Origin of the sequence: Paracoccus sp. Z118, assembly GCF_019061185.1 — a bacterium.
GTDB lineage: Bacteria > Pseudomonadota > Alphaproteobacteria > Rhodobacterales > Rhodobacteraceae > Paracoccus.
In genome coordinates, this window is sequence record NZ_JAHQZU010000007.1 from 56512 (window position 1) to 79306 (window position 22795).

General features: G+C 68.5%; 25 protein-coding genes. 16 read left to right on the plus strand and 9 right to left on the minus strand.

Features of this window, described 5'->3' with window-relative positions; translation table 11 throughout:
• Window positions 1–5: 5 nt before the first annotated feature.
• From KTN05_RS07875 to KTN05_RS07895, 5 genes are all read right to left on the minus strand, one after another.
• The gene (locus KTN05_RS07875) at window positions 6–947 is read right to left on the minus strand and encodes a prephenate/arogenate dehydrogenase family protein (RefSeq protein ID WP_217328843.1); all 942 of its coding nucleotides are present in this window, start codon (window positions 945–947) and stop codon (window positions 6–8) included.
• A complete protein-coding gene (gene hisC, locus KTN05_RS07880) occupies window positions 944–2056 on the minus strand; it encodes a histidinol-phosphate transaminase (protein WP_217328844.1) in 1113 nt (370 codons plus the stop codon). Before hisC ends, KTN05_RS07875 begins: the two co-directional genes overlap by 4 nt.
• Window positions 2057–2129: 73 nt before the next feature.
• Complete coding sequence (locus KTN05_RS07885) at window positions 2130–3389, minus strand: DUF2254 domain-containing protein (RefSeq protein WP_217328845.1); 1260 nt, start codon at window positions 3387–3389, stop codon at window positions 2130–2132.
• Between the two features lie 95 nt (window positions 3390–3484).
• Entirely contained in the window at window positions 3485–4018 is a 534-nt protein-coding gene (locus tag KTN05_RS07890) for a DUF2155 domain-containing protein (protein WP_254368067.1), read from the minus strand.
• Window positions 4003–4371, minus strand: a complete 369-nt coding sequence (locus tag KTN05_RS07895; protein ID WP_371823301.1) for an NADH:ubiquinone oxidoreductase subunit NDUFA12 — start codon at window positions 4369–4371, stop codon at window positions 4003–4005. The genes KTN05_RS07890 and KTN05_RS07895 overlap by 16 nt, the downstream gene beginning before the upstream one ends.
• Window positions 4372–4544: 173 nt before the next feature.
• On the opposite strand from KTN05_RS07895, the gene KTN05_RS07900 reads away from it, so the two are divergent.
• The 9 genes from KTN05_RS07900 (at window position 4545) to KTN05_RS07940 (ending at window position 12388) form a co-directional block, all read left to right on the plus strand.
• Window positions 4545–5717, plus strand: a complete 1173-nt coding sequence (locus KTN05_RS07900; protein ID WP_217328847.1) for an FAD-binding oxidoreductase — start codon at window positions 4545–4547, stop codon at window positions 5715–5717.
• A 219-nt stretch (window positions 5718–5936) separates the two neighbouring features.
• On the plus strand, window positions 5937–6530 hold the full coding sequence (locus KTN05_RS07905; protein WP_217328848.1) for a d(CMP) kinase: 594 nt from the start codon (window positions 5937–5939) through the stop codon (window positions 6528–6530).
• A gap of 202 nt (window positions 6531–6732) precedes the next feature.
• Entirely contained in the window at window positions 6733–8412 is a 1680-nt protein-coding gene (gene rpsA / locus KTN05_RS07910) for a 30S ribosomal protein S1 (protein WP_217328849.1), read from the plus strand.
• Between the two features lie 194 nt (window positions 8413–8606).
• Window positions 8607–8891, plus strand: a complete 285-nt coding sequence (gene ihfB, locus KTN05_RS07915; RefSeq protein WP_217328850.1) for an integration host factor subunit beta — start codon at window positions 8607–8609, stop codon at window positions 8889–8891.
• 125 nt (window positions 8892–9016) lie between these two features.
• On the plus strand, window positions 9017–9448 hold the full coding sequence (locus tag KTN05_RS07920; RefSeq protein ID WP_217328851.1) for a DUF1049 domain-containing protein: 432 nt from the start codon (window positions 9017–9019) through the stop codon (window positions 9446–9448).
• The gene (locus KTN05_RS07925; protein WP_217328852.1) at window positions 9445–10104 is read left to right on the plus strand and encodes a phosphoribosylanthranilate isomerase; all 660 of its coding nucleotides are present in this window, start codon (window positions 9445–9447) and stop codon (window positions 10102–10104) included. Before KTN05_RS07920 ends, KTN05_RS07925 begins: the two co-directional genes overlap by 4 nt.
• Window positions 10101–10541, plus strand: a complete 441-nt coding sequence (locus KTN05_RS07930; protein ID WP_217328853.1) for a GNAT family N-acetyltransferase — start codon at window positions 10101–10103, stop codon at window positions 10539–10541. Before KTN05_RS07925 ends, KTN05_RS07930 begins: the two co-directional genes overlap by 4 nt.
• A 22-nt stretch (window positions 10542–10563) precedes the next feature.
• Complete coding sequence (gene trpB / locus KTN05_RS07935; RefSeq protein ID WP_217328854.1) at window positions 10564–11790, plus strand: tryptophan synthase subunit beta; 1227 nt, start codon at window positions 10564–10566, stop codon at window positions 11788–11790.
• A gap of 106 nt (window positions 11791–11896) precedes the next feature.
• Complete coding sequence (locus KTN05_RS07940; protein ID WP_217328855.1) at window positions 11897–12388, plus strand: hypothetical protein; 492 nt, start codon at window positions 11897–11899, stop codon at window positions 12386–12388.
• A gap of 61 nt (window positions 12389–12449) precedes the next feature.
• Here KTN05_RS07940 and KTN05_RS07945 read toward each other — a convergent pair whose 3' ends face one another.
• Genes KTN05_RS07945 through pth form a run of 3 tightly spaced genes read right to left on the minus strand, consistent with a single transcriptional unit; the run spans window position 12450 to window position 14190 of the window.
• On the minus strand, window positions 12450–13064 hold the full coding sequence (locus tag KTN05_RS07945) for a DUF4893 domain-containing protein (protein WP_217328856.1): 615 nt from the start codon (window positions 13062–13064) through the stop codon (window positions 12450–12452).
• Window positions 13061–13462, minus strand: a complete 402-nt coding sequence (locus tag KTN05_RS07950) for a DUF2237 family protein (RefSeq protein WP_217328857.1) — start codon at window positions 13460–13462, stop codon at window positions 13061–13063. Before KTN05_RS07950 ends, KTN05_RS07945 begins: the two co-directional genes overlap by 4 nt.
• On the minus strand, window positions 13462–14190 hold the full coding sequence (gene pth / locus KTN05_RS07955) for an aminoacyl-tRNA hydrolase (RefSeq protein ID WP_217328858.1): 729 nt from the start codon (window positions 14188–14190) through the stop codon (window positions 13462–13464). Before pth ends, KTN05_RS07950 begins: the two co-directional genes overlap by 1 nt.
• Before the next feature lie 143 nt (window positions 14191–14333).
• Between pth and KTN05_RS07960 the strand changes: the two genes are divergently transcribed.
• Window positions 14334–14963 carry an ATP-dependent Clp protease proteolytic subunit gene (locus KTN05_RS07960; RefSeq protein WP_217328859.1) on the plus strand — a complete coding sequence of 210 codons (630 nt, stop codon included), beginning with the start codon at window positions 14334–14336 and terminating at the stop codon, window positions 14961–14963.
• Between the two features lie 156 nt (window positions 14964–15119).
• Window positions 15120–16385, plus strand: coding sequence for an ATP-dependent Clp protease ATP-binding subunit ClpX (gene clpX, locus KTN05_RS07965; protein ID WP_217328860.1), 1266 nt, complete (start codon window positions 15120–15122; stop codon window positions 16383–16385).
• A 154-nt stretch (window positions 16386–16539) separates the two neighbouring features.
• Here the strand turns inward: clpX and KTN05_RS07970 are convergent, their stop codons facing one another.
• On the minus strand, window positions 16540–18054 hold the full coding sequence (locus KTN05_RS07970; protein WP_217328861.1) for a YifB family Mg chelatase-like AAA ATPase: 1515 nt from the start codon (window positions 18052–18054) through the stop codon (window positions 16540–16542).
• Window positions 18055–18278: 224 nt separating this feature from the next.
• Between KTN05_RS07970 and KTN05_RS07975 the strand changes: the two genes are divergently transcribed.
• Genes KTN05_RS07975 through KTN05_RS07995 form a run of 5 tightly spaced genes read left to right on the plus strand, consistent with a single transcriptional unit; the run spans window position 18279 to window position 22790 of the window.
• A complete protein-coding gene (locus KTN05_RS07975; RefSeq protein ID WP_217328862.1) occupies window positions 18279–19556 on the plus strand; it encodes a phosphopantothenate--cysteine ligase family flavoprotein in 1278 nt (425 codons plus the stop codon).
• Window positions 19553–20605 carry a cysteine desulfurase family protein gene (locus tag KTN05_RS07980; RefSeq protein WP_217328863.1) on the plus strand — a complete coding sequence of 351 codons (1053 nt, stop codon included), beginning with the start codon at window positions 19553–19555 and terminating at the stop codon, window positions 20603–20605. Before KTN05_RS07975 ends, KTN05_RS07980 begins: the two co-directional genes overlap by 4 nt.
• A gap of 4 nt (window positions 20606–20609) precedes the next feature.
• Window positions 20610–22148 carry a Fe-S cluster assembly protein SufB gene (sufB, locus tag KTN05_RS07985; RefSeq protein WP_217328864.1) on the plus strand — a complete coding sequence of 513 codons (1539 nt, stop codon included), beginning with the start codon at window positions 20610–20612 and terminating at the stop codon, window positions 22146–22148.
• A 44-nt stretch (window positions 22149–22192) separates the two neighbouring features.
• Complete coding sequence (locus KTN05_RS07990) at window positions 22193–22507, plus strand: heavy metal-binding domain-containing protein (protein ID WP_217328973.1); 315 nt, start codon at window positions 22193–22195, stop codon at window positions 22505–22507.
• A gap of 4 nt (window positions 22508–22511) precedes the next feature.
• On the plus strand, window positions 22512–22790 hold the full coding sequence (locus tag KTN05_RS07995; RefSeq protein WP_217328865.1) for a hypothetical protein: 279 nt from the start codon (window positions 22512–22514) through the stop codon (window positions 22788–22790).
• Window positions 22791–22795 lie beyond the last annotated feature (5 nt).

A 22795-nucleotide genomic window follows, 5' to 3' on the forward strand; every position in this document is an offset into this window, starting at 1 on the left:
CCGGCTCAGCGGGCTTGCCCGCCCTGTTTTCCTTCCACGATCGCGCGGCCGAAATCCGGCGCCGCGGTGTCCTGCCCGGCGTCGATGATGCCGCGGCGGATCGCGCGGGTGCGGCTGAAATAGTCGTGCAGCAACGTCCCGTCGCCCATGCGGATCGCCCGTTGCAGCATGAACAGCTCCTCGGTGAAGCGGCCGAGGATATCCAGCGTCGCCTCGCGGTTGTGCAGGAACACGTCGCGCCACATTGTCGGGTCCGAGGCCGCGATGCGGGTGAAGTCGCGGAACCCCGCCGCCGAGTAGTTGACGACCTCGCCCTCGGTCACCCGGCGCAGGTGATCGGCCACACCCACCATCGTGTAGGCGATCAGATGCGGGACGTGGCTGGTGACGGCCAGCACGAGGTCGTGATGCTCGGGCTCCATCACGTCGGCATTGGCGCCCATGGCGCGGATCAGGGCCGTCAGACGCTCCTGCGCTGCCGGATCGGTGCCGGGCAGCGGGGTCAGCAGCCACCAGCGGTTGCGAAACAGGCTGGCAAAGCCCGACTCCGGCCCGGAATGTTCCGTCCCGGCAAGCGGGTGACCGGGGATGAAATGGACCCCCTCGGGCATATGCGGGCCAACGGCGTCGATCACCGCCTGCTTGACCGAGCCGACATCGGTGAGGATCGCGCCCGGCGCGAGATGCGGGCCGATCTCCTCGGCCACCGCGGCCATCGCGCCCACGGGCACCGCCAGCACGACCAGATCGGCGCCGCGCACCGCTTCGGCGGCGGTGTCGAAGACCTCGTCCACCAAACCGATCCGGCGAGCGGTCTCGCGCGTTTCGGCGCTGCGGGCATGGCCGACGATCTGCCGGGCGAGGCCGCCGCCGCGCATGGCATGGGCCATCGACCCGGCGATCAGGCCGAGGCCGATCAGGGCGACCCGCTGGAACGGCTCGCTCATGCGCGTTGCCCGACCGCGGCGGTGCCCCTTTCGGCCATGAACCGGCCGAGGACGTGGGCGACGCGGCGGCAGGACGCCTCGTCGCCGATGGTGATGCGCAGGCAGTCGGGCAAGCCGTAGCCGCCGACCCGGCGGACGATCACGCCTTCGGCCTTCAGCGCGGCATCGGCGGCGCCCGCCGTCTCAGGGCCCTCGAACCGCGCGAGCACGAAATTCGCGTGCGACGCGTCCGACGGCACCCCGCGTTCGGCCAGCGCGGCAGCCAGCCAGGCCCGCAGCCGGGCGTTTTCGCTGCGCGAGCGTTCCACATGCTCGCGGTCCTGCATCGCCGCCAGTGCCCCGTCCAGCGCAAGCGAGGACAGGTTGAACGGACCCCGGATGCGGTTGAGCACGTCGATGATCTCGCGCGGGCCGTAACCCCAGCCGACGCGCAGGCCGCCGAGGCCGTAGATCTTGGAAAAGGTGCGGGTCATGAAGACGTTCGGCAGATCGGTCGCCAGCCCCGCCCCGCCGTCATAGTCGTCCCCCGCATATTCGGCATAGGCCGCGTCGATGACCAGGATCGCCTGCGGGACGGCGCGGGCCAGCCGCTCCAGTTCCGCCAGTTCGACCATGGTGCCGGTCGGGTTGTTGGGGTTGGCGACGAAGATCAGCCGCGTCGCCGGAGTGGCGGCGGCGATCAGCGCGTCGATGTCGGTGGTGCGCTCGCGCTCGCGCGCGGTGACCGGGGTGGCTCCCGCGGCGCGGGCGCTGATCGGATACATCAGGAAACCGTGTTCGGTGAACAGCACCTCGGTCCCCGGCCCCGCATAGGCCTGGCAGAGGAAGTGGATGATCTCGTCGCTGCCGACCCCGCAGATGATGCGGTCGGGGTCGAGCCCGTGAACCTTGCCGATCGCCTGCCGCAGCGCAGTGTGATCGGTCGAGGGATAGCGGTGCATCGCGTGGGCGGCGCGGATCACCGCATCGCGCGCCTTGGGCGAGGGGCCGAAGGGGTTCTCGTTCGAGCTGAGCTTCACCGCCTCGGCCACGCCGGCCACATGGGCGCTTCCGGCCTCATAAAGCGCGATATCCATGATGCCCGGTTGCGGCTGGATCGTCTGGCTCATCGGCACTCTCCGTTCACGTCGGGGTGTATTAGGCGCGCGGCGCCGGGTTGGGAAGGGGCGAGTTCCCCGCCGCTCAGGGCGCGCGGCGGACCTGCGCATGGGCGGCGCGGATCGCGGCCTCGTCGGCGGCGTTAGTGGCCTCGCCGAGCGCCGCCTTCAGCGCCCTGTCCGCGAGCGGGCGGGCGTGGTCGGCGCCCCCGGCACGCGCAAGCGCGGCGAGCGATTTCTGCAACACTTCCTGCACCTCCGCCAGGTCGCTGCCGTCGCGCACGAACGGGGCGAAGAATTCCTGGTAAGCCTTCGTCAGATCCAGATCCGGTCCGGCCACGCGGGTGAAGACCGGCGGTCCGGGGCTTTCCCGCGCGGCGTGGAAGGCCAGCAGGATACGGGTGCCCGCGCGCAGCACGTCGATCGCCGTGCCCGGATCGTTGATCGAGGCCGAGAGCGCGCGGCTGCCGACCTCGGACATGACGATCAGCCCGTAGCGGGGGTCCTGATCGAAGCCCCGCTTGTCCGCGATCAGGAACGCCCCGGCCAGATCGCCGGCGACCTCCTGCGCCCGCTTTCCCTCGTTCAGCGGCTGCGACAGATACAGCAGCGGCTCGCCCCGGTGGACGTAATGGCCCGCCGGATGGGCAAGCTGCACCACCATCCCGGCCTTTTCCGCGACGCTTTCCAGATGCGCGTAATCGATGTGCCGGATCGCCCCGGTCTCGGGCGAGGCGAGCACATGGCCGAGCGTCCGCATGTCGTCGCTGCCCGGCAACGCACCCCAGCGGGGGCTTTCACCCACGGCGACGGCGGCATCTGTCGCGGCGTTCTCGATCCGCTCGATGATGTCGCCCATGCGGCCGAAGCTGTTGAGGTGGTTGATCCAGCGCAGCAGCGCCGAGACGATCAGGGCGATCATTCCCAGTGTCGCCACGAACAGCACGACCCGCGACTGGCTGTTGTAGAAGCCCGCCGACAGCCCGATGATGCCGACGATGCTGAACAGGAACGAGCCGATGAAGATCGCCATCGCGTTCTGCGCCGTCGGGTCCGACACCAGCAGGTCGGTGGCGCGCGGCGTCGCCGTCTGCGTCGCGCCGGAATAGGACGAGACGAGGATGCCGACGGAAAACGTCGTGACCGCCAGCATGCTGGAGGCGACGATGTTCAGCAGCGAGTCGACCGACCCGGCGGCCAGCTCGATCGACAGGTCGATGGGGACCACCGCCGTGATGTAGCCAGAGAGCCGCGCAACCGCGATGCCGAGCAGGCTGAACAGGACCACCCGCACCCACGGCTTGCGCCAGAGTTCGCGCGCCGCATAGAGCAAGCCTTCGTTCATCAGGGAAAAGCGGCGGAACATGCGCGGAGGCTATCTCCTCCGCCGTGCCGCGCAAGCGCCAGAATATGGAAAATGCTGCGGAATGGCGGCGGCGGTCACTCCGCCGCGGGTTCCGCGTCGAGATTTTCGCCGTCCTCGTCGATCAGCAGCGGGACGGGCGTGGCCTCGCCCGCGTCCTCGGGCTGCGGCGTGGTGTCGGGCTCGTAGACGAGTTCGGGCCGGTCGGCGTCGGTGCCGTCGTTGCAGGCCACGACCCAGATGTCATAGCGCGCATCGTCCAGCGCCGAGACGGCAGGGGCCGAGGCGATCATCCAGCCGGAAAAGACGGTGCGCCCCGCCTCGCGGTCGGTGATCGTCATCTGCGCGAAGGCGTCCGAATCGGGATCGTCAGCCGGCTGGCGGCATTCGCCCAGCCGCACGGTCAGCCGGCCGAAATCGAGGCTGTCGCCGATCGCCAGCGGCAGTTCCGCGGTCTGGCCCGAGATCTTGTCCAGCCCGCGCAGCAGCGCGCCCCCTGCCCGGCTGACGCGGATCTCCGAGTCCTGCGCCAACGCGCCGGAGGCCAGCACGACGACAACCGCCGCCCCGAGCGCCGCCAGCCGCATCGCCCCGCTTATTCCGGCGTCCATGCGTCGTAGTCGCGCCGCTTGACCGGGTCGGCCCGCAGGATCGAGCCGGCGGGCAGATAGGCGCCGGGGGTGCCGGTCAGGTTGGGCTGGTGCGGTTGCTCCCACGGCTTGTGTTGAAGGGGCGCGCGCGTCGGCGGCTCGGGATAGGTGTGGTGCAGCCAGCCGTGCCATTCGGGGCTGACGCGGCTCGCCTCCGACTCGCCGTTATAGATGACCCAGCGGCGCTTGCCGCCCTCGGTCTGGTAATAGATGTTGCCCTGCTCGTCCTCGCCGACCTTGTGGCCGAAGCGGCGGGTCCAGACCTGGGTGTTCAGCGTCTGGCCGTTCCACCAGGTCAGCAGGCGAAGGAGCATCGACTTCGACGACATGGGCATGGTCCTTGCGGCAATCCTTGCCTGCATATCGCGCAAACGCCGCCCGAGGTCCAGCGCCTTGCGGCGGGCCGACGCCGCCGGTCCCCCCTTGTGCGGGAAGCGGGGCGGCGTAAAGGGTGGCACGATCACCTTGGGAGGAAGGGCAGCGGAAGATGGTGGACGTGCTGATCGCGGGGGGCGCCGTCATGGGGGCGTCGGTGGCGTTCTGGCTGAAGCGGCTGGACCCGAGCCTCGACATCGAGGTGATCGAGCAGGACCCGAGCTATGCCACGAGTTCGACCGCGCTGGCGGCCTCGGGGATCAGGATGCAGTTCTCGGACCCGGTGAACGTCGCGATCAGCCGCTTCGGGCTGGACTTCATCCGCGACTTCGCCCGCCATGTCGGGCCTTCGGGCGAGGTGGCCGATCTCGGCTTCAAGGAGAACGGCTACCTGTTTCTCACGACCTCCGGTACAGGTGCGGCGACGCTGGAAAGCCTTGCCGCCATGCAGCGCGAGATGGGCGCTTCGACGCAGGTGCTGGACCGCGCCGGACTGGCGGAGAAATTCCCGTGGATGGCGCTGGACGACATCTCCGCCGGCTCTTACGGGCCGCGAGGCGAAGGCTTCTTCGACAATATGGGTCTGCTGAACGGGCTGAAGAACGCCGCCCGCGCGGCAGGGGTGCGCTGGGTCCGGGATCGCGTCACCACGCTGGAACGCGAGGGCGACCGCATCGTGGCGGCGGTGCTGGAACAGGGCGGGCGGAAAACGGCGCAGGTATTCGTGAACTGCGCCGGCCCGCGCGCCGCGATCCTGATGCGGACGGTCGATCTGGACCTGCCGGTCGAGCCGCGCAAGCGCACGGTCTTCGTGGTCGATGCCCCGCTCGCGCGCCATCCCGATGCGCCGCTGGTCATCGACCCGCTCGGGATCTGGTTCCGCCCGGAGCATGGCCAATGGCTGGCAGCGACCGTCCCGGCGACCGACGGCCCCTGCGCGCCGGACGACTTCGAGCCCGATCTCGACCTGTTCGAGTCCGAGATCTGGCCCGCGCTCTACGCCCGCGCGCCGGGATTCGAGCAGGCGAAGGTGCTGCGCTGGTGGGTCGGGCACTACGCCTTCAACACGCTGGACCAGAACGCGATCCTCGGCCGCAACCCGCAGGTGCCGAACCTCTACCACGCGAACGGCTTTTCCGGCCACGGGCTGCAACAGGCACCCGCCGTGGGACGCGGGATCGCCGAGCAGATCGTGCATGGCGACTGGGTGAGCCTCGACCTGTCACCGCTCGGGATGCAGCGGGTGCTGGACGGCAGGCCGATGACCGAGGCGGCGATCGTGTGATCGGAAAAATGGGGGCGCTGCCCCCGCCGCCTTACGGCGGCTCCCCCGGGATATTTTTGGCCGCCCGAGGACCACGCGGCGCATTCGGGCGGCTGGAAATATCCTGGGGGAGTCCGAAGGACGGGGGCAACGCCCCCCTCCCCTGCTTCACCGCAGCCCCGGCTTTCCTCGGCGGCGGCGCTGTGGCATGAACCTGGCGACCTGCCGGAAAGGACGCCCATGCCCTTCACCATCGCCATCGACGGGCCCGCCGCCTCGGGCAAGGGCACCATTGCGCGGGCGCTGGCGGCGCGGTTCGGCTTTGGGCATCTGGATACGGGGCTGCTCTATCGCGCGGTGGGCGCCAGGGGCGGCGATCCGGTCCGGGCCGCCCGCAACCTGACCCCGGACGACCTCGGCCGCCCTGGCCTGCGCAGCGCCGAGGCGGGACAGGCCGCGAGCCGCGTCGCCGCCATTCCTGAGGTGCGGGCCGCGCTGGTCGAATTCCAGCGCCGCTTCGCCGCGGGGGAGCCGGGCGCGATCCTCGACGGGCGCGACATCGGCACGGTCATCTGCCCCGATGCCGACGTGAAGCTGTTCGTCATTGCCGACGACCTTACCCGCGCCCGCCGCCGGGCGGCCGAGCTGGGGGCGGACGAAGGCGAGATGCTGGCGCAGCTGCGCGAACGCGATGCCCGCGACAGCGCCCGCGCGACCGCGCCGCTTCGGCCGGCAGGCGACGCTGTGACGCTCGACACGACCGCGCTGAGCATCGACGAGGCCGTGGACGCGGCCGTCGCCGCGGTCGAGCAGGCAATGGCGGCGCGGGGCTGATTTCCCCGCGCGGCGCTTGCCCTTCACATCGGGGCGAGGTATACGCCCGTCCAAGTCTTTCGGGCGACATGGCCAAAACAGGCCGCTTTCAACGGGGTCGGGCGTCAGCTTCGACCTTTTGGCGTTCACGAAAGACCCCTACAGACCGGCGGAGCCAACCGCCCGGCCCGCATAGCAAACCGCAAAGGACACCAGCGCCCACATGGCGAAAAACGCATCCATGGAGGAATTCGAGGCCCTCCTGAACGACAGCCTCGAAATCGACACCCCGAACGAAGGTTCGGTCGTGCGCGGCAAGGTCATCGCCATCGAGGCGGGCCAGGCCATCATCGACGTCGGCTACAAGATGGAAGGCCGCGTCGATCTGAAAGAATTCGCGGGCCCCGGCGAGGACGCCAACCTGAAGGTCGGCGACGAGGTCGAAGTGTTCCTCGACCGCGTGGAGAACGCGCGGGGCGAGGCTTCGATCAGCCGCGAGAAGGCCCGCCGTGAAGAGGCGTGGGACCGGCTTGAGCAGGCCTATGCCAAGGAAGAGCGCGTCGATGGCGCCATCTTCGGCCGCGTCAAGGGCGGCTTCACCGTGGATCTGGGCGGCGCCGTGGCGTTCCTGCCCGGCAGCCAGGTCGATGTGCGTCCCGTGCGCGATGCCGGCCCGCTGATGGGTCTGAAGCAGCCGTTCCAGATCCTCAAGATGGACCGCCGCCGGGGCAACATCGTCGTCTCGCGCCGCGCCATTCTTGAAGAATCGCGCGCCGAGCAGCGTGCCGAGGTCATCGCCAACCTGCACGAAGGTCAGGTGGTGGACGGCGTCGTCAAGAACATCACCGAATACGGCGCCTTCGTCGATCTGGGCGGTGTTGACGGCCTGCTGCACGTCACCGACATGGCGTGGCGCCGCGTGAACCACCCGTCCGAGATCCTGGCGATCGGCGAGACCGTCAAGGTCCAGGTCGTCAAGATCAACAAGGAAACCCACCGCATCTCGCTGGGCATGAAGCAGCTCCAGTCCGATCCGTGGGACACCGTGGCCGAGAAGTTCCCGATCGGTTCGGTCCACAAGGGCCGCGTCACCAACATCACCGATTACGGCGCCTTCGTGGAGCTGGAAGCGGGGATCGAGGGGCTCGTCCACGTTTCCGAAATGTCGTGGACCAAGAAGAACGTCCATCCCGGCAAGATCGTGTCCACCTCGCAGGAGGTTGACGTCATGGTGCTGGAGATCGACGAGCAGAAGCGCCGCGTGAGCCTTGGCCTGAAGCAGACCATGCGCAACCCGTGGGAAGTCTTCGCCGAAACCCACCCGGCCGGCACCCAGATCGAGGGCGAGGTCAAGAACATCACCGAGTTCGGTCTGTTCGTGGGTCTGGAAGGCGACATCGACGGCATGGTCCATCTCAGCGACATCAGCTGGGACCAGCGCGGCGAGGATGCCATCCAGAACTACCGCAAGGGCGATGTCGTCCGCGCGGCGGTGCAGGAAGTCGATGTCGAGAAAGAGCGTATCTCGCTGTCGATCAAGGCGCTGGAAAACGACACCATGTCGGAAGCCGTTGACGGCGTGAAGCGTGGCTCGATCGTGTCCGTCACCGTGACGGCGATCGAGGAAGGCGGGATCGAAGTGGAATACAACGGCGTCAAGTCGTTCATCCGCCGCTCCGACCTCGCCCGCGACCGTCAGGACCAGCGCCCCGAGCGTTTCCAGGTCGGCGACACCATCGACGCCCGCGTCACCAACATCGACACCAAGACCCGCCGTCTGGGCCTGTCGATCAAGGCGCGCGAGATCGCCGAGGAAAAGGAAGCCGTTGAACAGTATGGCTCGTCCGATTCGGGCGCCTCGCTGGGCGACATCCTGGGCGCCGCGCTGAAGAACCGCGGCTGAGCCCCGGCTCACCCATCCGACACCGATGTTTCATGCCGCCCCCTTCCGGGGCGGCATGTTTCGTTCTGCCGCAAGCCGCCGATGCGCGATTTTCCCGTGCAACCAATTGGCATCGCTTGCGTTCCCCATCATACGCTTGGCTGTCCGCTCGCGGGTTGCCGCGCACGGGGCTTTCCGCGCTTGCAGGGGTTTCCATGATCCGGTCCGAACTGATCCAGAAGATTGCCGACGAAAATCCGCACCTCGTCCAGCGGGACGTGGAAAAGATCGTGGGCACCGTTTTCGACGAGATCATCGCGGCCATGGCGCGGGGCGATCGGGTCGAACTGCGCGGTTTCGGCGCGTTCTCGGTCAAGCAGCGCGACGCCCGGCAGGGCCGCAACCCGCGCACCGGCGACATGGTGCAGGTCGAGGAAAAGCACGTGCCGTTCTTCAAGACGGGCAAGCTGCTGCGCGACCGCCTGAACGAGGACAGCTGACGCCTCTTCCTGTGACGCCCCTTCCCGCCCCGAGAGCGCGGTTGATACGGCGCCCGCGATGCGCCAGATTGCGGGCGCCGTAACCCGCCCCTCTCGCGCCCGCCCATTTCGAAGGAATCGCCCCCATGCGCACCATCCGCCTGCTGATCATGGCCCTGCTCGCCCTGGTGCTGATCCTGGTGGCGCTGGCCAATCGCGGGCCGGTGACGGTCTCGCTGGTCCCGCAGGAACTCGCCGCCTATCTTGGCGGCAGCTACAGCGTGACGCTGCCGCTGTTCCTGCTGCTGTTCCTGACGCTGGCGATCGGCATGGTGCTGGGGCTGGTGGGCGAATGGCTGCGCGAATCCCCCTATCGCTCGCAGGCGGCGAAGGCCCGCAGCGCCGAGCGGGTCGTGACCGTTCAGCGCGAGGTCGCCCCGCGCGACGAGGTGCTGGCGATCCTCGATGCGACCAGGGCCCCGGCCCCGCCTGCCGCCCCGGCTGTCGTGACGACGACCACGACGACCCTGCCCGCCGCCGCCCCTGTCGCACCCGGCTCGGTGGCCGTGCGGCCATGACCGCCGCCGTCAAGATCTGCGGGCTGAGCCGGGCTGAAGATGTCGCCGCCGCCGCCGAGGCGGGCGCGCGCTACGGGGGCTTCGTGTTCTTCCCCCGCTCGCCCCGCCATGTGACGATCGAGCAGGCGGCTGCGCTGGCTTTGGCGGTGCCGGACGGGATGGCGCGCGTGGGGCTGTTCGTCGATCCCGATGACGAGACGCTGGACCGGGTGCTGCAAACCGTGCCGCTCGACATCCTGCAGCTCCACGGCAAGGAAACGCCCGAGCGCGTGGCCGAAATCCGCGCCCGCATCGGCCTGCCGGTGATGAAGGCGGTGGGGATTGCGGAGCCTGCGGACCTGCCCGCGCTGCTCGATTACGGGCTGGTGGCCGATCTGCTGCTGGTGGACGCCAAGCCCCCGAAGGGCGCGGCGCTGCCGGGCGGCAACGGGTTGGCTTTCGATTGGCGGCTGCTGGCGGGTCGGCGGATGCTGAAACCATGGATGCTGGCGGGCGGCCTGACCGCCGCCAACGTGGCCGAGGCAATCCGCCTGACCGGCGCGCAGGCCGTCGATGTCAGCTCCGGCGTGGAAACCGCGCCGGGGGTGAAGGACGCGGGGCTGATCCGCGATTTCGTCGCCGCCGCGACCGGCGCACAGGCGGCTCGCACCGCATGATCTGGCGCAAGGCGACTGCCGCCGACATTCCCGCCATCATCGCGCTGCTGTCCGACGATGTGCTGGGCCAGTCCCGCGAAAGCGCCGACGCGGCCCCCTATCTCGTCGCGTTCGACGCGATGGCGGCCGAGCCGACCAACCACCAGATCGTTGGCGAGGACGATGGCCGCGTGGTCGCCTGTTACCAGATCACCTTCATCTCGGGTCTCTCGCAGCAGGGCGCGCGGCGGGCGCTGGTCGAAGCTGTCCGTGTCGCCCCCGACCTGCGCGGGCACGGCGTCGGCGCGGCGCTGATGGCCGACGCCGAAGCGCGGGCGCGGGCCGAGGGGTGCCGGATGATCCAGCTCACCACCACCGCCACCCGCACCGACGCGCAGCGCTTCTATGCCCGGCTCGGCTTTACCCCCTCGCATATCGGCTTTAAGAAAGCGCTCTGATCCCCCGCGACAGGAGCGTGCCATGGCCGACGATCTGCTGAACAGCTACATGAGCGGCCCGGACGAGCAGGGCCGGTTCGGCATCTTCGGCGGCCGCTTCGTCAGCGAGACGCTGATGCCGCTGATCCTGGACCTTCAGGCCGAATACGACCGCGCCAAGGCCGACCCGGCCTTCGCCGCCGAGATGCTGGACCTTCAGACCCATTACGTCGGCCGCCCCTCGCCGCTCTACAAGGCCGAGCGGCTGACCGAGCGGCTGGGCGGCGCGACCGTCTATTTCAAGCGCGAGGAGCTGAACCACACCGGCAGCCACAAGGTGAACAACGTGCTGGGCCAGATCCTGCTGGCCCGCCGGATGGGCAAGACGCGCATCATCGCGGAAACCGGCGCCGGGCAGCACGGCGTCGCCACGGCCACCGTCTGCGCGCGGTTCGGGCTGAAATGCGTCGTCTATATGGGCGCGCATGATGTCGAGCGGCAGCAGCCCAACGTGTTCCGCATGCGCCTGCTCGGGGCCGAGGTCGTGGCCGTGAAGTCGGGACGCGGCACGCTCAAGGACGCGATGAACGACGCGATGCGCGACTGGGTTACGAACGTGCATGACACCTTCTACTGCATCGGCACGGTGGCGGGGCCGCACCCCTATCCGGCGATGGTCCGCGACTTCCAGTCGATCATCGGGCGCGAGACGAAGACGCAGATCATGGCCGCCGAGGGCCGCCTTCCCGACACCATCATCGCTGCGATCGGCGGCGGATCGAACGCAATGGGGCTGTTCCACCCGTTCCTCGACGACGCCTCCGTCCGCATCATCGGCGTCGAGGCCGGCGGCAAGGGCGTGGACGAGCGGATGGAGCATTGCGCCAGCCTTTCCGGCGGCCGTCCGGGCGTCCTGCACGGCAACCGCACCTATCTGCTTCAGGACGACGACGGGCAGATCCTCGAAGGCAGTTCGATCAGCGCCGGGCTGGATTATCCCGGCGTCGGGCCGGAGCATGCCTGGCTGAACGATGTCGGCCGCGCCGAATATGTCGCCATCACCGACAACGAGGCGCTGGCCGCCTTCACGCTCTGCTGCGAGACGGAAGGCATCATCCCCGCGCTGGAGCCGTGCCACGCCCTCGCCCATATCGCCAAGATCGCGCCGACGCTGCCGCGCGAGCATCTGATCGTGATGAACCTGTCGGGCCGTGGCGACAAGGACATCTTCACCGTCGCCCGTCACCTCGGGGTCGAAATCACGGCCTGAACCAGAGCCGTCAGCGGGGGCCTGCGCGGCCCTCGCGCGTCCGTGTGGCAACTTTACGCCGACATCCGGTGTTGTCTGTGCAATCTCAACCATCACAGGTAACGCCATGAAGAATATCTCCAGGACCTCCAGCCTGCTCGCCTCGGCGGCCATCGCCGTGACCTCGCTCGGCTCGGCCGCCATCGCGCAGACTGCGACCACCCCGGTTCCCGATGCGGTCGTGACCGACGTGCCCGGCGCGGTCGTCGTCGTTCCGAACCAACCCGGCACCACGCCCGACATGGTCGTCGTGACCCCGGTGGCGCCCGGCACCGTCACCCCCGGCACCCCGCCCGAGATCATGGCCGAGCCCTTCCACCAGTTCAGCATGGAGCAGATCGCCAACGATCAGGCGGTGATCGACACGCTGCTGGCGCAGGGCTTTTCGGACATCGTCATCGACCGCGACGGCACGCTGCTGACCGTGACCGCCGTTCGGGGCGCGAGCCCGGTCGAGTTGGTCTATCAGACCGCCTCGGGCCGGCTGGTCTCGATCGACGGCGAGGCGGTGATCTATGAGGGCGACGATTCCGGCGCGACCACCGAATCGAGCCGGTGATCAGCTCCGACCATGAAACCGGCAGCGGCCCCCTTTGCGGGGCCGCTTTCGTCTGCGGGCCTCAGCGGGTCAGCGTCAGGATGTTGATGGTCGACTCGCGGTAGGGGAACGGAAAGATGATCCGCCCCCGCTCGTCCGAGACGATCTCGACCCGGCCGACATCGGGCAGCGTCTCGGTGCCGCTGGTGTCCACGGTTTCGGCGAAGTCGGCATAGGGCAGCGGCGCCTCGCCATGCACGAAGCTGCTGCCCAGATAGACCAGTCCGTCCGCGTCACGGTGGATAGTGCCGCGCGTCCGCTGCGAGCCGGTCAGCTTCTCGAACCCGATCGTGCCGCCCTCGGCGGTGACGACGCAGCGGAACGGGTCGTAGCTGATCGCCCCGGCGATCCCGCCCAGCTTGGTCATCTGGCAGCGCCATTCGCCCTCGATCAGCGCCGCGTCCACTTCCTCCGCCGGCAGCGGATCGCCGCGCAGCCCCGCCAGCGCCCGCCCCAGATCGCCCGCCTCGGCCCGCGCCGATTCCAGCACCGCGCGCCCGAGCGCCGTCTCGATCCCTTCAAGCCGCGCCGCATCCTCGGCCCGGATCGCGGTGCCGTCCGCCAGCGTGGCCCCTTCCTGGGCGGCAACGGGGGCGGCAAGCGCCAGCGCGAGGGCGAGGATCGGAAGTCGGGTCATGGTTGGTCCTTTCTGTCTGTCAGTCCATCCGGCAGGTCGATCGCATGGGCGCGCAGCAGTTCCATGGGCACGATCTCCAGCGTTCGCGCGTGGGTCGCCTGCAGGACGACCCGCGGGGCGGCGAATTCCTGCGCCGCCTGCAGGAAGCGCCCGGCGCAGAGGCACCAGCGATCGCCCGGCTTCACCCCGTCGAAGCGGTATTCCGGGCGCGGGGTGGAAAGATCGTTGCCGAGGTATTTCGAGAAAGCGAGGAACTCCGCCGTTGCGACCACGCAGACGGTGTGCCGCCCGGTATCCTCGGGGCCAGTGTCGCAGCAGCCGTTGCGGTAGAAGCCCGTGAGGGGCTGGTTCGAGCATGGCTCCAGCACCCCGCCCAGCACGTTGATCGACGGTTCCATCAGCGTTTGCCCCCGAACATCGCCCGCAACGCGCCGAGCTTTCCGGTCATGTCCTGCGGGCTCTCCTGCGGGGCCTCCTGCCGGGCCTCCGGCGCGGGCTGGGGCGTCGGCCTGCCCGCGTCCGCGTCGGCCACAGGCGGCCTGCTGCCGCTGTTCCGTGCCGGCGCGGTGCGGGCGGCGACGGCGGTGGAGAACCGCCCGTCATCCCCCGCCGCCAGCGCAGGTGCGCCGTCCGAAATACCGCGCAGCAGATCATCCAGCCATCCCGCATCCGCCTTGGCGAAATCCGACAGGACATAGCCGGATACCTGATCCTTGTGCCCCGGATGGCCGATCCCCAGCCGGACGCGGCGATACCCCTCACCCAGATGCTGGTGGATCGACCGCAGCCCGTTATGCCCGGCATGGCCGCCACCCGTCTTGACCCGGACCTTGCCGGGGGCGAGGTCCAATTCGTCATGCAGCACGGTGACCTCGGCGGGCGTCAGCTTCAGATAACGCATCGCCTCGCCGACGGACTGGCCCGACAGGTTCATGAAGGTCTGCGGCTTGAGCAGCGTCACCTTTTCGCCGCCCAAGCGCCCTTCGGCGGCCAGCCCCTGGAACCTGGCCCGCCAGAGCGAGAATCCGTGATCCCCGGCGATCCGATCCACGGCCATCCAGCCGATATTGTGGCGGTTCCCGGCGTATTTCGCGCCCGGATTCCCCAGACCCACGATCAGCAGCATGACGGCCCCTTTGCTTGCATTCGACCCATCCCTTGCAGGTGGCGTCGCGCGTTACTAAGACTCTGTCAACCTTTCGCCCGTAAAGCGGTGGACGGGCAGGACGCGGGCAGGATTGCCCGTAAGGGACGATGACAGGGGCTTCGATGCACGATCCGCAAGAATTCTACATGAACACACTCGTCCCGATGGTGGTCGAACAGACCAGCCGCGGGGAACGTGCCTACGACATCTTCTCACGCCTGCTGAAGGAACGCATCATCTTCGTCTCCGGCCCGGTGCATGACGGGATGGCGACGCTGATTTCGGCCCAGCTGCTGTTCCTTGAGGCGGAGAACCCGTCGAAGGACATCAGCATGTATATCAACAGTCCCGGCGGCGTCGTGACCGCGGGCCTGTCGATCTACGACACGATGCAGTATGTGCGCCCGCGCATCTCGACGCTGGTGATCGGACAGGCGGCATCGATGGGCTCGCTGCTGCTGGCGGCCGGGGAAAAGGGCGCGCGCTATTCGCTCCCGAACAGCCGGATCATGGTCCACCAGCCCTCTGGCGGGTTCCGCGGCCACACCTCGGACCTGCTGATCCACGCCGAGGAAACGCACAAGCTCAAGCAGCGCCTGAACGAGATCTACGTCCAACACACCGGCCGTTCGCTGGAAGAGGTGGAACGCGCGCTCGACCGCGACCGCTTCATGTCGCCCGGCGAGGCGAAGGACTGGGGTCTCATCGACGAGATTCTGGAACCGCGCGGCAAGGCGGTCCCCGAAAGTTGAACAGTTCCCGCAACGTTCCCGATATGGGCGTTTAGGGATTGTGACGACTAATCCGCGCCCCTAGATTGGGGCGATCAGCGGTCGCGGCGCTTTTGCCGCCTCCGGCACCTGCCGGCCCCATTCCGGGTCGCAGCGACGAAGGACAAGGAACTGACCATGGCCAACCAGCCCGGCAGCGACAGCAAGAACACGCTCTACTGCAGCTTCTGCGGCAAGAGCCAGCACGAGGTCCGCAAGCTGATCGCGGGCCCGACGGTGTTCATCTGCGATGAATGCGTCGAGCTGTGCATGGACATCATCCGCGAGGAAACGAAGGCGTCGGGCCTGAAATCGGGCGAGGGCGTGCCCACCCCGCGCGAGATCATGGCCGTGCTGGACGACTATGTGATCGGCCAGGAACATGCCAAGCGCGTCCTGTCTGTCGCCGTCCACAACCACTACAAGCGGCTGAACCACGGCTCCAAGGCCGACATCGAACTGGCGAAGTCGAACATCCTGCTGATCGGCCCGACCGGCTGCGGCAAGACGCTGCTGGCGCAGACGCTGGCGCGGATACTCGACGTGCCCTTCACCATGGCCGACGCGACCACGCTGACCGAGGCGGGGTATGTCGGCGAGGACGTCGAGAACATCATCCTCAAGCTGCTGCAGGCGTCGGAATACAACGTCGAGCGGGCACAGCGCGGCATCGTCTATATCGACGAGGTCGACAAGATCACCCGCAAGTCCGACAACCCCTCGATCACCCGCGACGTGTCGGGCGAGGGCGTCCAGCAGGCGCTGCTGAAGATCATGGAGGGCACGGTCGCCTCGGTGCCGCCGCAGGGCGGGCGCAAGCATCCGCAGCAGGAATTCCTGCAGGTGGACACGACCAACATCCTGTTCATCTGCGGCGGCGCCTTCGCGGGGCTGGAGCGGATCATCCAGCAGCGCAACAAGGGCACCGCGATGGGCTTCGGCGCGAGCGTCAAGGAAAACGACGATCGCGGCGTGGGCGAGACCTTCAAGGATCTCGAACCCGAGGATCTGCTGAAATTCGGCCTGATCCCCGAATTCGTCGGCCGCCTGCCGGTGATCGCCACGCTGACCGACCTCGACGAAGAGGCGCTGATCATCATCCTGACCCAGCCAAAGAACGCGCTGGTCAAGCAGTATCAGCGGCTGTTCGATCTGGAAGACGTGGAGCTGACCTTCACCGACGACGCGCTCAAGGCGATTGCCCGCCGCGCGATCAAGCGCAAGACCGGGGCCCGCGGCCTGCGCTCGATCATGGAGGACATCCTGCTCGACACGATGTTCGAACTGCCGGGCATGACCAGCGTGGACGAGGTCGTGGTGAACGAGGAAGCGGTCGACAACCCCGCCGCCAAGCCGCTGCTGATCCACGCCGAGCCGAAGAAGGAAGCCGCTTCGGCGGGCTGATCCGGGAAGCTGACCTCGAACGAGACACGGCCCGCCGTCATGGCGGGCCTTTTTCGTCTGGAACCGTCGGCCGCCAGCGGTCCACGGCTCTGACCTGCCGGGGGTCGGGTCTGCGCCTTCGAGCCGCCCGATCGCCCGCGCGGTCGGCCTTCCCTCATCCCCCCGCCACGAACGGCAGCCGGAAACTGATCGCCTCCGCCAGATGCGGCACCCGCACGTTCGGCGAGTGGTCCAGATCCGCGACGGTGCGGGCAGTCCGCAGTACCCGATGGTAACCCCGCGCCGTCAGCCCCAGCCGCTCGGCGGCGCGATGGATCAGATCGCGGCCCTCGGCATCAAGGCTGGCGACATCGTCCAGCACGCCGCCGGACGCCTCGGCATTCACGCGGATGGCCGGGTGCGCCGCATAGCGATTCGCCTGCACCGCGCGGGCGGCCGCCACACGGGCGGCGACTGCCTCCGACCGCTCGGCCGTGGCTGGCCGCTCCAGATCGGCCAGCGCCACCGCCGGCACCTCGATCCGCAGATCGAACCGGTCCATCAACGGCCCCGAGATCCGCCCCATGTAATCCGACCCGCAGACCGGCGCCTTGGCGCAGGCCCGCGCAGGATCGGCAAGATAGCCGCAGCGGCACGGATTCGCCGCCGCGACGAGCAGGAAGCGGCAGGGATAACGCACATGGGCATTGGCGCGGGCCACGACGACCTCGCCGGTCTCGATCGGCTGGCGCAGCGTCTCCAGCACCTGCCGCGAGAACTCCGGCAGCTCGTCCAAGAACAGCACCCCGTTATGCGCAAGGCTGATCTGACCCGGTTTCGCCCCCTTCCCGCCGCCCACGATGGCGGGCATCGAGGCGGTGTGATGCGGTTCGCAGAACGGCGCCTCGCGCGAGATGCCGCCATCCGCCAGCACCCCGGCGAGCGAGTGGATCATCGATGTCTCCAGCGCCTCGGCGGGACTCAGCGGCGGCAGGATGCCCGGCAGGCAGGCGGCCAGCATCGACTTGCCCGCGCCCGGCGGGCCGGTCATCAGCAGATGGTGCCGCCCCGCGGCCGCGATCTCCAGCGCCCGTCGCGCGCGCTCCTGCCCGCGCACATCCGCAAGATCCCGCAGGCGCGGCGCGGGCGCGACTTCCCCCGCCCGCGCGCGGGCGATGGGCGCGCGCCCGGTGAGATGGTCCAGCACCTGCTTCAGCGTAGCGGGCGCCAGCACCGGCACGGAGGCGACCCAGGCCGCCTCTGCCCCGCAGCTTTCCGGGCAGATCAGCGTCCGGTCATCCTCCGCCGCCGCCATCGCCGCCGGCAGCGCGCCGGTCACGGGAACCAGCCGCCCGTCCAGCGCCAGTTCGCCCAGCGAAACCACCCCTGCAAGTTCATCCGCCGGCAGGATGTCCAGCGCCGCCAGCACGGCGAGCGCGATCGGCAGATCAAAATGCGAGCCTTCCTTCGGCAGGTCGGCGGGCGAGAGGTTCACCGTCACCCGGCGCGACGGCATGGCGACGGACAGGGCGTTGAAGGCCGCGCGCACCCGCTCGCGCGCCTCGCTCACCGCCTTGTCCGGCAGGCCGACGATACCGAAGGACGGCATGCCGGCGCCGACCGATGCCTGCACCTCGACCAGCCGCGCCTCGATCCCCTCGAACGCCACCGTGTAGGCGATCGCGACCATCCCTGCCCCCTCGTTTGGGCAAATGGTTAACGCGCCCGCATTAACGCGGGGTTAACGGCAGCCGATCTTCTGTCCCGAAATATCCCACGGGGATGAATGGGCTTCGAGCCCATTCATGGGGTGTGAAACCCCCGCCTTGGGGCGCTGCCCCGCCGCTTGCAGCTTCCTTGCCCATCGCGGCCCGGCAACCTAGGTTCGGGCCACCAACGGGAAAGGACGGGCAGATGCAGGGCAAGCGGATCTTGCTGGTCGTGGGCGGCGGCATCGCCGCGTTCAAGACGCCGGAACTCATCAGGCTGCTGCGCAAGGAAGGCGTGGCGGTGACGCCGGTCCTGACCCGCGCCGGGGCGCAGTTCGTCACGCCTCTGACCCTGTCGGCGTTGGCCAATGCGCCCTGCCACACCGATCTCTTCGACCTCACCCGCGAGGCCGAGATGGGGCATATCCAGCTTTCCCGCGCCGCCGATCTGGTGGTCGTGGCCCCGGCGACGGCGGACCTGATGGCGAAGATGGCGAACGGGTTTGCGGACGATCTCGGCTCGACGCTGCTGATGGCGACCGACAAGCGGGTGCTGATCGCGCCCGCGATGAACGTGCGGATGTGGGACCATCCCGCGACCCAGCGCAACCGCGATACGCTGGTGGAGGACGGCGTCCTGTTCGTCGGCCCCGACGAAGGCGACATGGCCTGCGGCGAATGGGGCGAGGGGCGGATGGCCGAGCCCGAGGCGATCGTCGAGGCGATCCGGGGCGCGCTCGCCCAGACGCTGCCCTCGCTCACGGGCGAAGCGCCGCTGCGCCTGCCGCCCGAGGCGGTGATCGTGCCCCCCGCCCCGCCCCAGCCGCTGCGGGGGCGGCATGTGATCGTGACTTCCGGGCCGACGCATGAGCCGATCGACCCGGTGCGCTACATCGCCAACCGCTCCTCGGGCGCGCAGGGCGCGGCCATTGCCACGGCGCTGCGCGATCTGGGGGCGAAGGTCAGCTTCGTGACCGGCCCGGCGACCGTTCCACCTCCCGCGCGGGTCGAGGTGATCCGGGTCGAGACCGCCCAGCAGATGAAGGACGCGGTGGAGACCGCGCTGCCCGCCGATGCGGCGGTGATGGCCGCCGCCGTGGCGGACTGGCGCGTGACCAACGCCGCGGACCACAAGATGAAGAAGGACGGCTCGGGCAACCCGCCAGCGCTGGAGATGGTGGAGAATCCCGACATCCTCGCCTGGATCGGCCATGACGAGCGCCGGCCCCGGCTGGTCGTGGGCTTCGCCGCCGAGACCGACGACGTGGTGGCCCATGCGACGGCCAAGCGGCTGCGGAAGGGCTGCGACTGGATCGTGGCGAACGATGTCAGCCCTGAAACGGGGATCATGGGCGGGGCGCAGAACGCCGTGACGCTCATCACCGACGAAGGCGCCGAAACCTGGCCGCGCCTGCCCAAGGACGAGGTCGCGCGGCGGCTCGCCCAGCGGATCGCGCAGGCGCTGGAGGATGCGCCGCGATGAGGGCCGGGCGCGTCTATCTCGACTGGAACGCCACCACGCCGCTGCGGCCCGAGGCACGCTCGGCGATGGTCGAGGCGATGGATCTGGTCGGCAACCCCTCCAGCGTCCATGCCGAGGGGCGGGCGGCCAAGATGCTGCTGGAACGCTCGCGCGAGGCGGTGGCCGAGGCGCTGGGGGCGGGCTCGGCGGACGTGGTGTTCACCTCGGGCGCGACCGAGGCGGCGGCGCTGGCGATGGCCGGGCGCGGCCTTGTCTGTGCTGCGGGCGAACATCCCTGCGTGAAGGCCTGGGCCGACGAGAGCCTGGCCACCGACGCGAACGGGATGGTCGCGGTGGCCGATCCCTCACGCGCCGCCCTGCAACTCGCCAACAGCGAGACCGGCGTCATTCAGGACCTGCCGCAGGGGCTGGCGGTCAGCGACCTGACGCAGGCTTTCGGCAAGATCCCCTTCGCCTTCGACTGGCTGGGTGTCGAGGCGGGGCTGGTCAGCGCCCACAAGCTGGGCGGCCCCAAGGGCATCGGCGCGTTGATCGTGAAGAAGGGAAGCGAGCTCAAGGCGCGGATCAGGGGCGGCGGGCAGGAACAGGGCCGCCGCGCAGGAACCGAGAACCTCATCGGAATCGCGGGCTTTGCCGCCGCCGCAACCGCCGCACAGGACGATCTTTCCGCCGGTTCCGTCGAAAAACTCACCGAACTGCGGAACCGGCTGGAAAACGCTCTGGATATTCATGACGAAAACACTATCTATCCGGGGCGCACGTCCCCGAGGCTGCCGCAGACGATGTCCATCCTGACACCGGGATGGAAGGGCGAGACGCAGGTGATGCAGATGGATCTGGCGGGTTTTGCCGTATCGGCGGGCTCTGCCTGTTCGTCCGGCAAGGTCACGCCAAGCGGGGTGCTGCGCGCGATGGGCGTGCCCGAGGCGGAAGCCGCGTGCGCGCTGCGCGTGTCGTTCGGCTGGACCACGACCGCCGAGGAATTGGACCGCTTTGCCGAGGCGTGGCTGACCGCCCGCGCGCGTTGGCAGAGCAAGCAGGGAAGGTAGCGCCATGGCCGCACTGGACACAACGGAACTCGCCCCGGAACTCGAAGTGCGCGAGGGCGTCGACCGCGAAACGGTCGAAACCGTCGCGAACATGGGGGCCTATAAATACGGCTGGGATACCGAGATCGAGATGGAGTATGCCCCCAAGGGCATCAACGAGGACATCGTCCGTCTCATCAGCGAGAAGAACGAAGAACCGGAATGGATGACCGAGTGGCGCCTGACCGCGTTCCGCCGCTGGCAGACCATGGCCGAGCCCCGCTGGGCGATGCTGAACTATCCCGACATCGACTATCATGACCAGTATTACTACGCCCGCCCGAAAAGCATGGCGACGCGGCCCAAGTCGCTGGACGACGTGGATCCCAAGCTGCTGGCGACTTACGAGAAGCTGGGCATCCCGCTGCGCGAGCAGGAAATCCTTGCCGGGGTCGAGGGCGCTGGCGAAACGCCCGCCGACGCGCGCAAGGTCGCGGTGGATGCGGTGTTCGACTCGGTCAGCCTCGGCACCACCTTCAAGGACGAGCTTGCGAAAGCCGGCGTGATCTTCTGCTCGATCTCCGAGGCGATCCGCGAGCACCCGGAACTGGTGCAGAAATATCTCGGCTCGGTCGTGCCGCAGTCGGACAACTATTTCGCCACGCTGAACAGCGCGGTGTTCTCGGACGGCTCGTTCGTCTATGTCCCGCCGGGCGTCCGCTGCCCGATGGAGCTTTCGACCTATTTCCGCATCAACGCCGAGAATACCGGCCAGTTCGAGCGCACGCTCATCATCGCGGACAAGGGGTCCTACGTCAGCTATCTGGAAGGCTGCACCGCGCCCAAGCGCGATGTCGCGCAGCTTCACGCGGCGGTGGTTGAAATCGTCGTGCTGGAGGACGCCGAGGTGAAATACTCGACCGTCCAGAACTGGTATCCGGGCGACGAGGAAGGCAAGGGCGGCATCTACAACTTCGTCACCAAGCGCGCCGACTGCCGCGAGGCGCGGGCCAAGGTGATGTGGACGCAGGTGGAAACCGGCTCGGCGATCACCTGGAAATACCCGTCCTGCATCCTGCGCGGCGAGGAATCGCAGGGTGAGTTCTATTCCATCGCGATCACCAACAACGCGCAGCAGGCCGACACCGGGACCAAGATGATCCATCTTGGCAAGAACACCCGCTCGCGCATTGTTTCCAAAGGTATCTCTGCCGGTCAGGCGCAGAACACCTATCGCGGTCTGGTGACGATGCACCCGCGCGCCTTGGGCAGCCGCAACTATACCCAGTGCGACAGCCTGCTGATCGGGGACCAGTGCGGCGCGCATACGGTGCCCTATATCGAGGTCAAGAACACCTCCTCGCGCGTCGAGCACGAGGCGACCACCTCGAAGGTGGACGAGGATCAGCTGTTCTACTGCCGCGCCCGCGGCATGGACGAGGAAGAGGCGGTGGCGCTGGTCGTCAACGGCTTCTGCCGCGACGTGTTGCAGGCGCTGCCGATGGAGTTCGCGATGGAAGCGCAGGCCCTCGTCGCGATCAGCCTGGAGGGCTCGGTGGGATGACCGACCCCTGGGGTCAGACCGCGCGCGGCGCCCCGGCCGGGGAGATGGTCGTCACGACCACCCCCACGGTCGAGGGGCGCCGCATCACCGCCTATCATGGCATCGTCACCGGCGAGACGATCCTTGGCGCGAACATCCTCCGCGACCTGTTCGCGGGGATTCGCGACATCGTGGGCGGCCGCTCGGCCGCCTATGAGCGGGCGTTGTCGGAAGCGCGAGAGACCGCCATCGGCGAGATGAAGGACCGCGCCCGCGAGATGGGCGGCAACGCCGTCGTGGGCATCGATCTGGATTACGAGGTCATCAACAACATGCTGATGGTCTCGGCCTCCGGCACCTCCGTGACGATCGCGGGGTGAGCCGATGCAGGGGCTGGACGCACGAGCGAGGCCGATCACGGTCCTGCACCGGCGCCCGGCCGGTATCGAAGGCGTCCTGCCCCGTCGTCTGACCGCTTCTTTCGGCGACGTCGCCGATTACGCCGCCGCCATCGGCCGCCATCCCGGCGCGCCGCTGGACCCCGATGAGGCGCCGGGCTATCTGTCCGGGCCGCTGCCTGAAACACTGCCCCATGCCGACGGGATCGCTGCCGCCAAGCAGGCGCTGCGCGACAGCTTCCCGGATGCGCTGCGGGCGAACTGAATGGA

What these genes read in the sequence shown, in the direction of transcription:
- ihfB (WP_217328850.1), top strand. Translation starts at nt 8,607, where the DNA reads ATGATCCGGTCCGAACTGATCCAGAAGATTGCCGACGAAAATCCGCAC.
- KTN05_RS07995 (WP_217328865.1), top strand. Translation starts at nt 22,512, where the DNA reads ATGCAGGGGCTGGACGCACGAGCGAGGCCGATCACGGTCCTGCACCGG.
- pth (WP_217328858.1), bottom strand. Translation starts at nt 14,190, where the DNA reads ATGCTGCTGATCGTGGGTCTGGGGAATCCGGGCGCGAAATACGCCGGG.
- KTN05_RS07975 (WP_217328862.1), top strand. Translation starts at nt 18,279, where the DNA reads ATGCAGGGCAAGCGGATCTTGCTGGTCGTGGGCGGCGGCATCGCCGCG.
- KTN05_RS07885 (WP_217328845.1), bottom strand. Translation starts at nt 3,389, where the DNA reads ATGAACGAAGGCTTGCTCTATGCGGCGCGCGAACTCTGGCGCAAGCCG.
- KTN05_RS07950 (WP_217328857.1), bottom strand. Translation starts at nt 13,462, where the DNA reads ATGGAACCGTCGATCAACGTGCTGGGCGGGGTGCTGGAGCCATGCTCG.
- KTN05_RS07960 (WP_217328859.1), top strand. Translation starts at nt 14,334, where the DNA reads ATGCACGATCCGCAAGAATTCTACATGAACACACTCGTCCCGATGGTG.
- KTN05_RS07945 (WP_217328856.1), bottom strand. Translation starts at nt 13,064, where the DNA reads ATGACCCGACTTCCGATCCTCGCCCTCGCGCTGGCGCTTGCCGCCCCC.
- KTN05_RS07875 (WP_217328843.1), bottom strand. Translation starts at nt 947, where the DNA reads ATGAGCGAGCCGTTCCAGCGGGTCGCCCTGATCGGCCTCGGCCTGATC.
- KTN05_RS07895 (WP_371823301.1), bottom strand. Translation starts at nt 4,371, where the DNA reads ATGCTCCTTCGCCTGCTGACCTGGTGGAACGGCCAGACGCTGAACACC.
- clpX (WP_217328860.1), top strand. Translation starts at nt 15,120, where the DNA reads ATGGCCAACCAGCCCGGCAGCGACAGCAAGAACACGCTCTACTGCAGC.
- KTN05_RS07970 (WP_217328861.1), bottom strand. Translation starts at nt 18,054, where the DNA reads ATGGTCGCGATCGCCTACACGGTGGCGTTCGAGGGGATCGAGGCGCGG.
- KTN05_RS07920 (WP_217328851.1), top strand. Translation starts at nt 9,017, where the DNA reads ATGCGCACCATCCGCCTGCTGATCATGGCCCTGCTCGCCCTGGTGCTG.
- KTN05_RS07990 (WP_217328973.1), top strand. Translation starts at nt 22,193, where the DNA reads ATGGTCGTCACGACCACCCCCACGGTCGAGGGGCGCCGCATCACCGCC.
- trpB (WP_217328854.1), top strand. Translation starts at nt 10,564, where the DNA reads ATGGCCGACGATCTGCTGAACAGCTACATGAGCGGCCCGGACGAGCAG.
- KTN05_RS07940 (WP_217328855.1), top strand. Translation starts at nt 11,897, where the DNA reads ATGAAGAATATCTCCAGGACCTCCAGCCTGCTCGCCTCGGCGGCCATC.
- KTN05_RS07890 (WP_254368067.1), bottom strand. Translation starts at nt 4,018, where the DNA reads ATGGACGCCGGAATAAGCGGGGCGATGCGGCTGGCGGCGCTCGGGGCG.
- KTN05_RS07925 (WP_217328852.1), top strand. Translation starts at nt 9,445, where the DNA reads ATGACCGCCGCCGTCAAGATCTGCGGGCTGAGCCGGGCTGAAGATGTC.
- rpsA (WP_217328849.1), top strand. Translation starts at nt 6,733, where the DNA reads ATGGCGAAAAACGCATCCATGGAGGAATTCGAGGCCCTCCTGAACGAC.
- KTN05_RS07930 (WP_217328853.1), top strand. Translation starts at nt 10,101, where the DNA reads ATGATCTGGCGCAAGGCGACTGCCGCCGACATTCCCGCCATCATCGCG.
- sufB (WP_217328864.1), top strand. Translation starts at nt 20,610, where the DNA reads ATGGCCGCACTGGACACAACGGAACTCGCCCCGGAACTCGAAGTGCGC.
- KTN05_RS07900 (WP_217328847.1), top strand. Translation starts at nt 4,545, where the DNA reads ATGGTGGACGTGCTGATCGCGGGGGGCGCCGTCATGGGGGCGTCGGTG.
- KTN05_RS07905 (WP_217328848.1), top strand. Translation starts at nt 5,937, where the DNA reads ATGCCCTTCACCATCGCCATCGACGGGCCCGCCGCCTCGGGCAAGGGC.
- KTN05_RS07980 (WP_217328863.1), top strand. Translation starts at nt 19,553, where the DNA reads ATGAGGGCCGGGCGCGTCTATCTCGACTGGAACGCCACCACGCCGCTG.
- hisC (WP_217328844.1), bottom strand. Translation starts at nt 2,056, where the DNA reads ATGAGCCAGACGATCCAGCCGCAACCGGGCATCATGGATATCGCGCTT.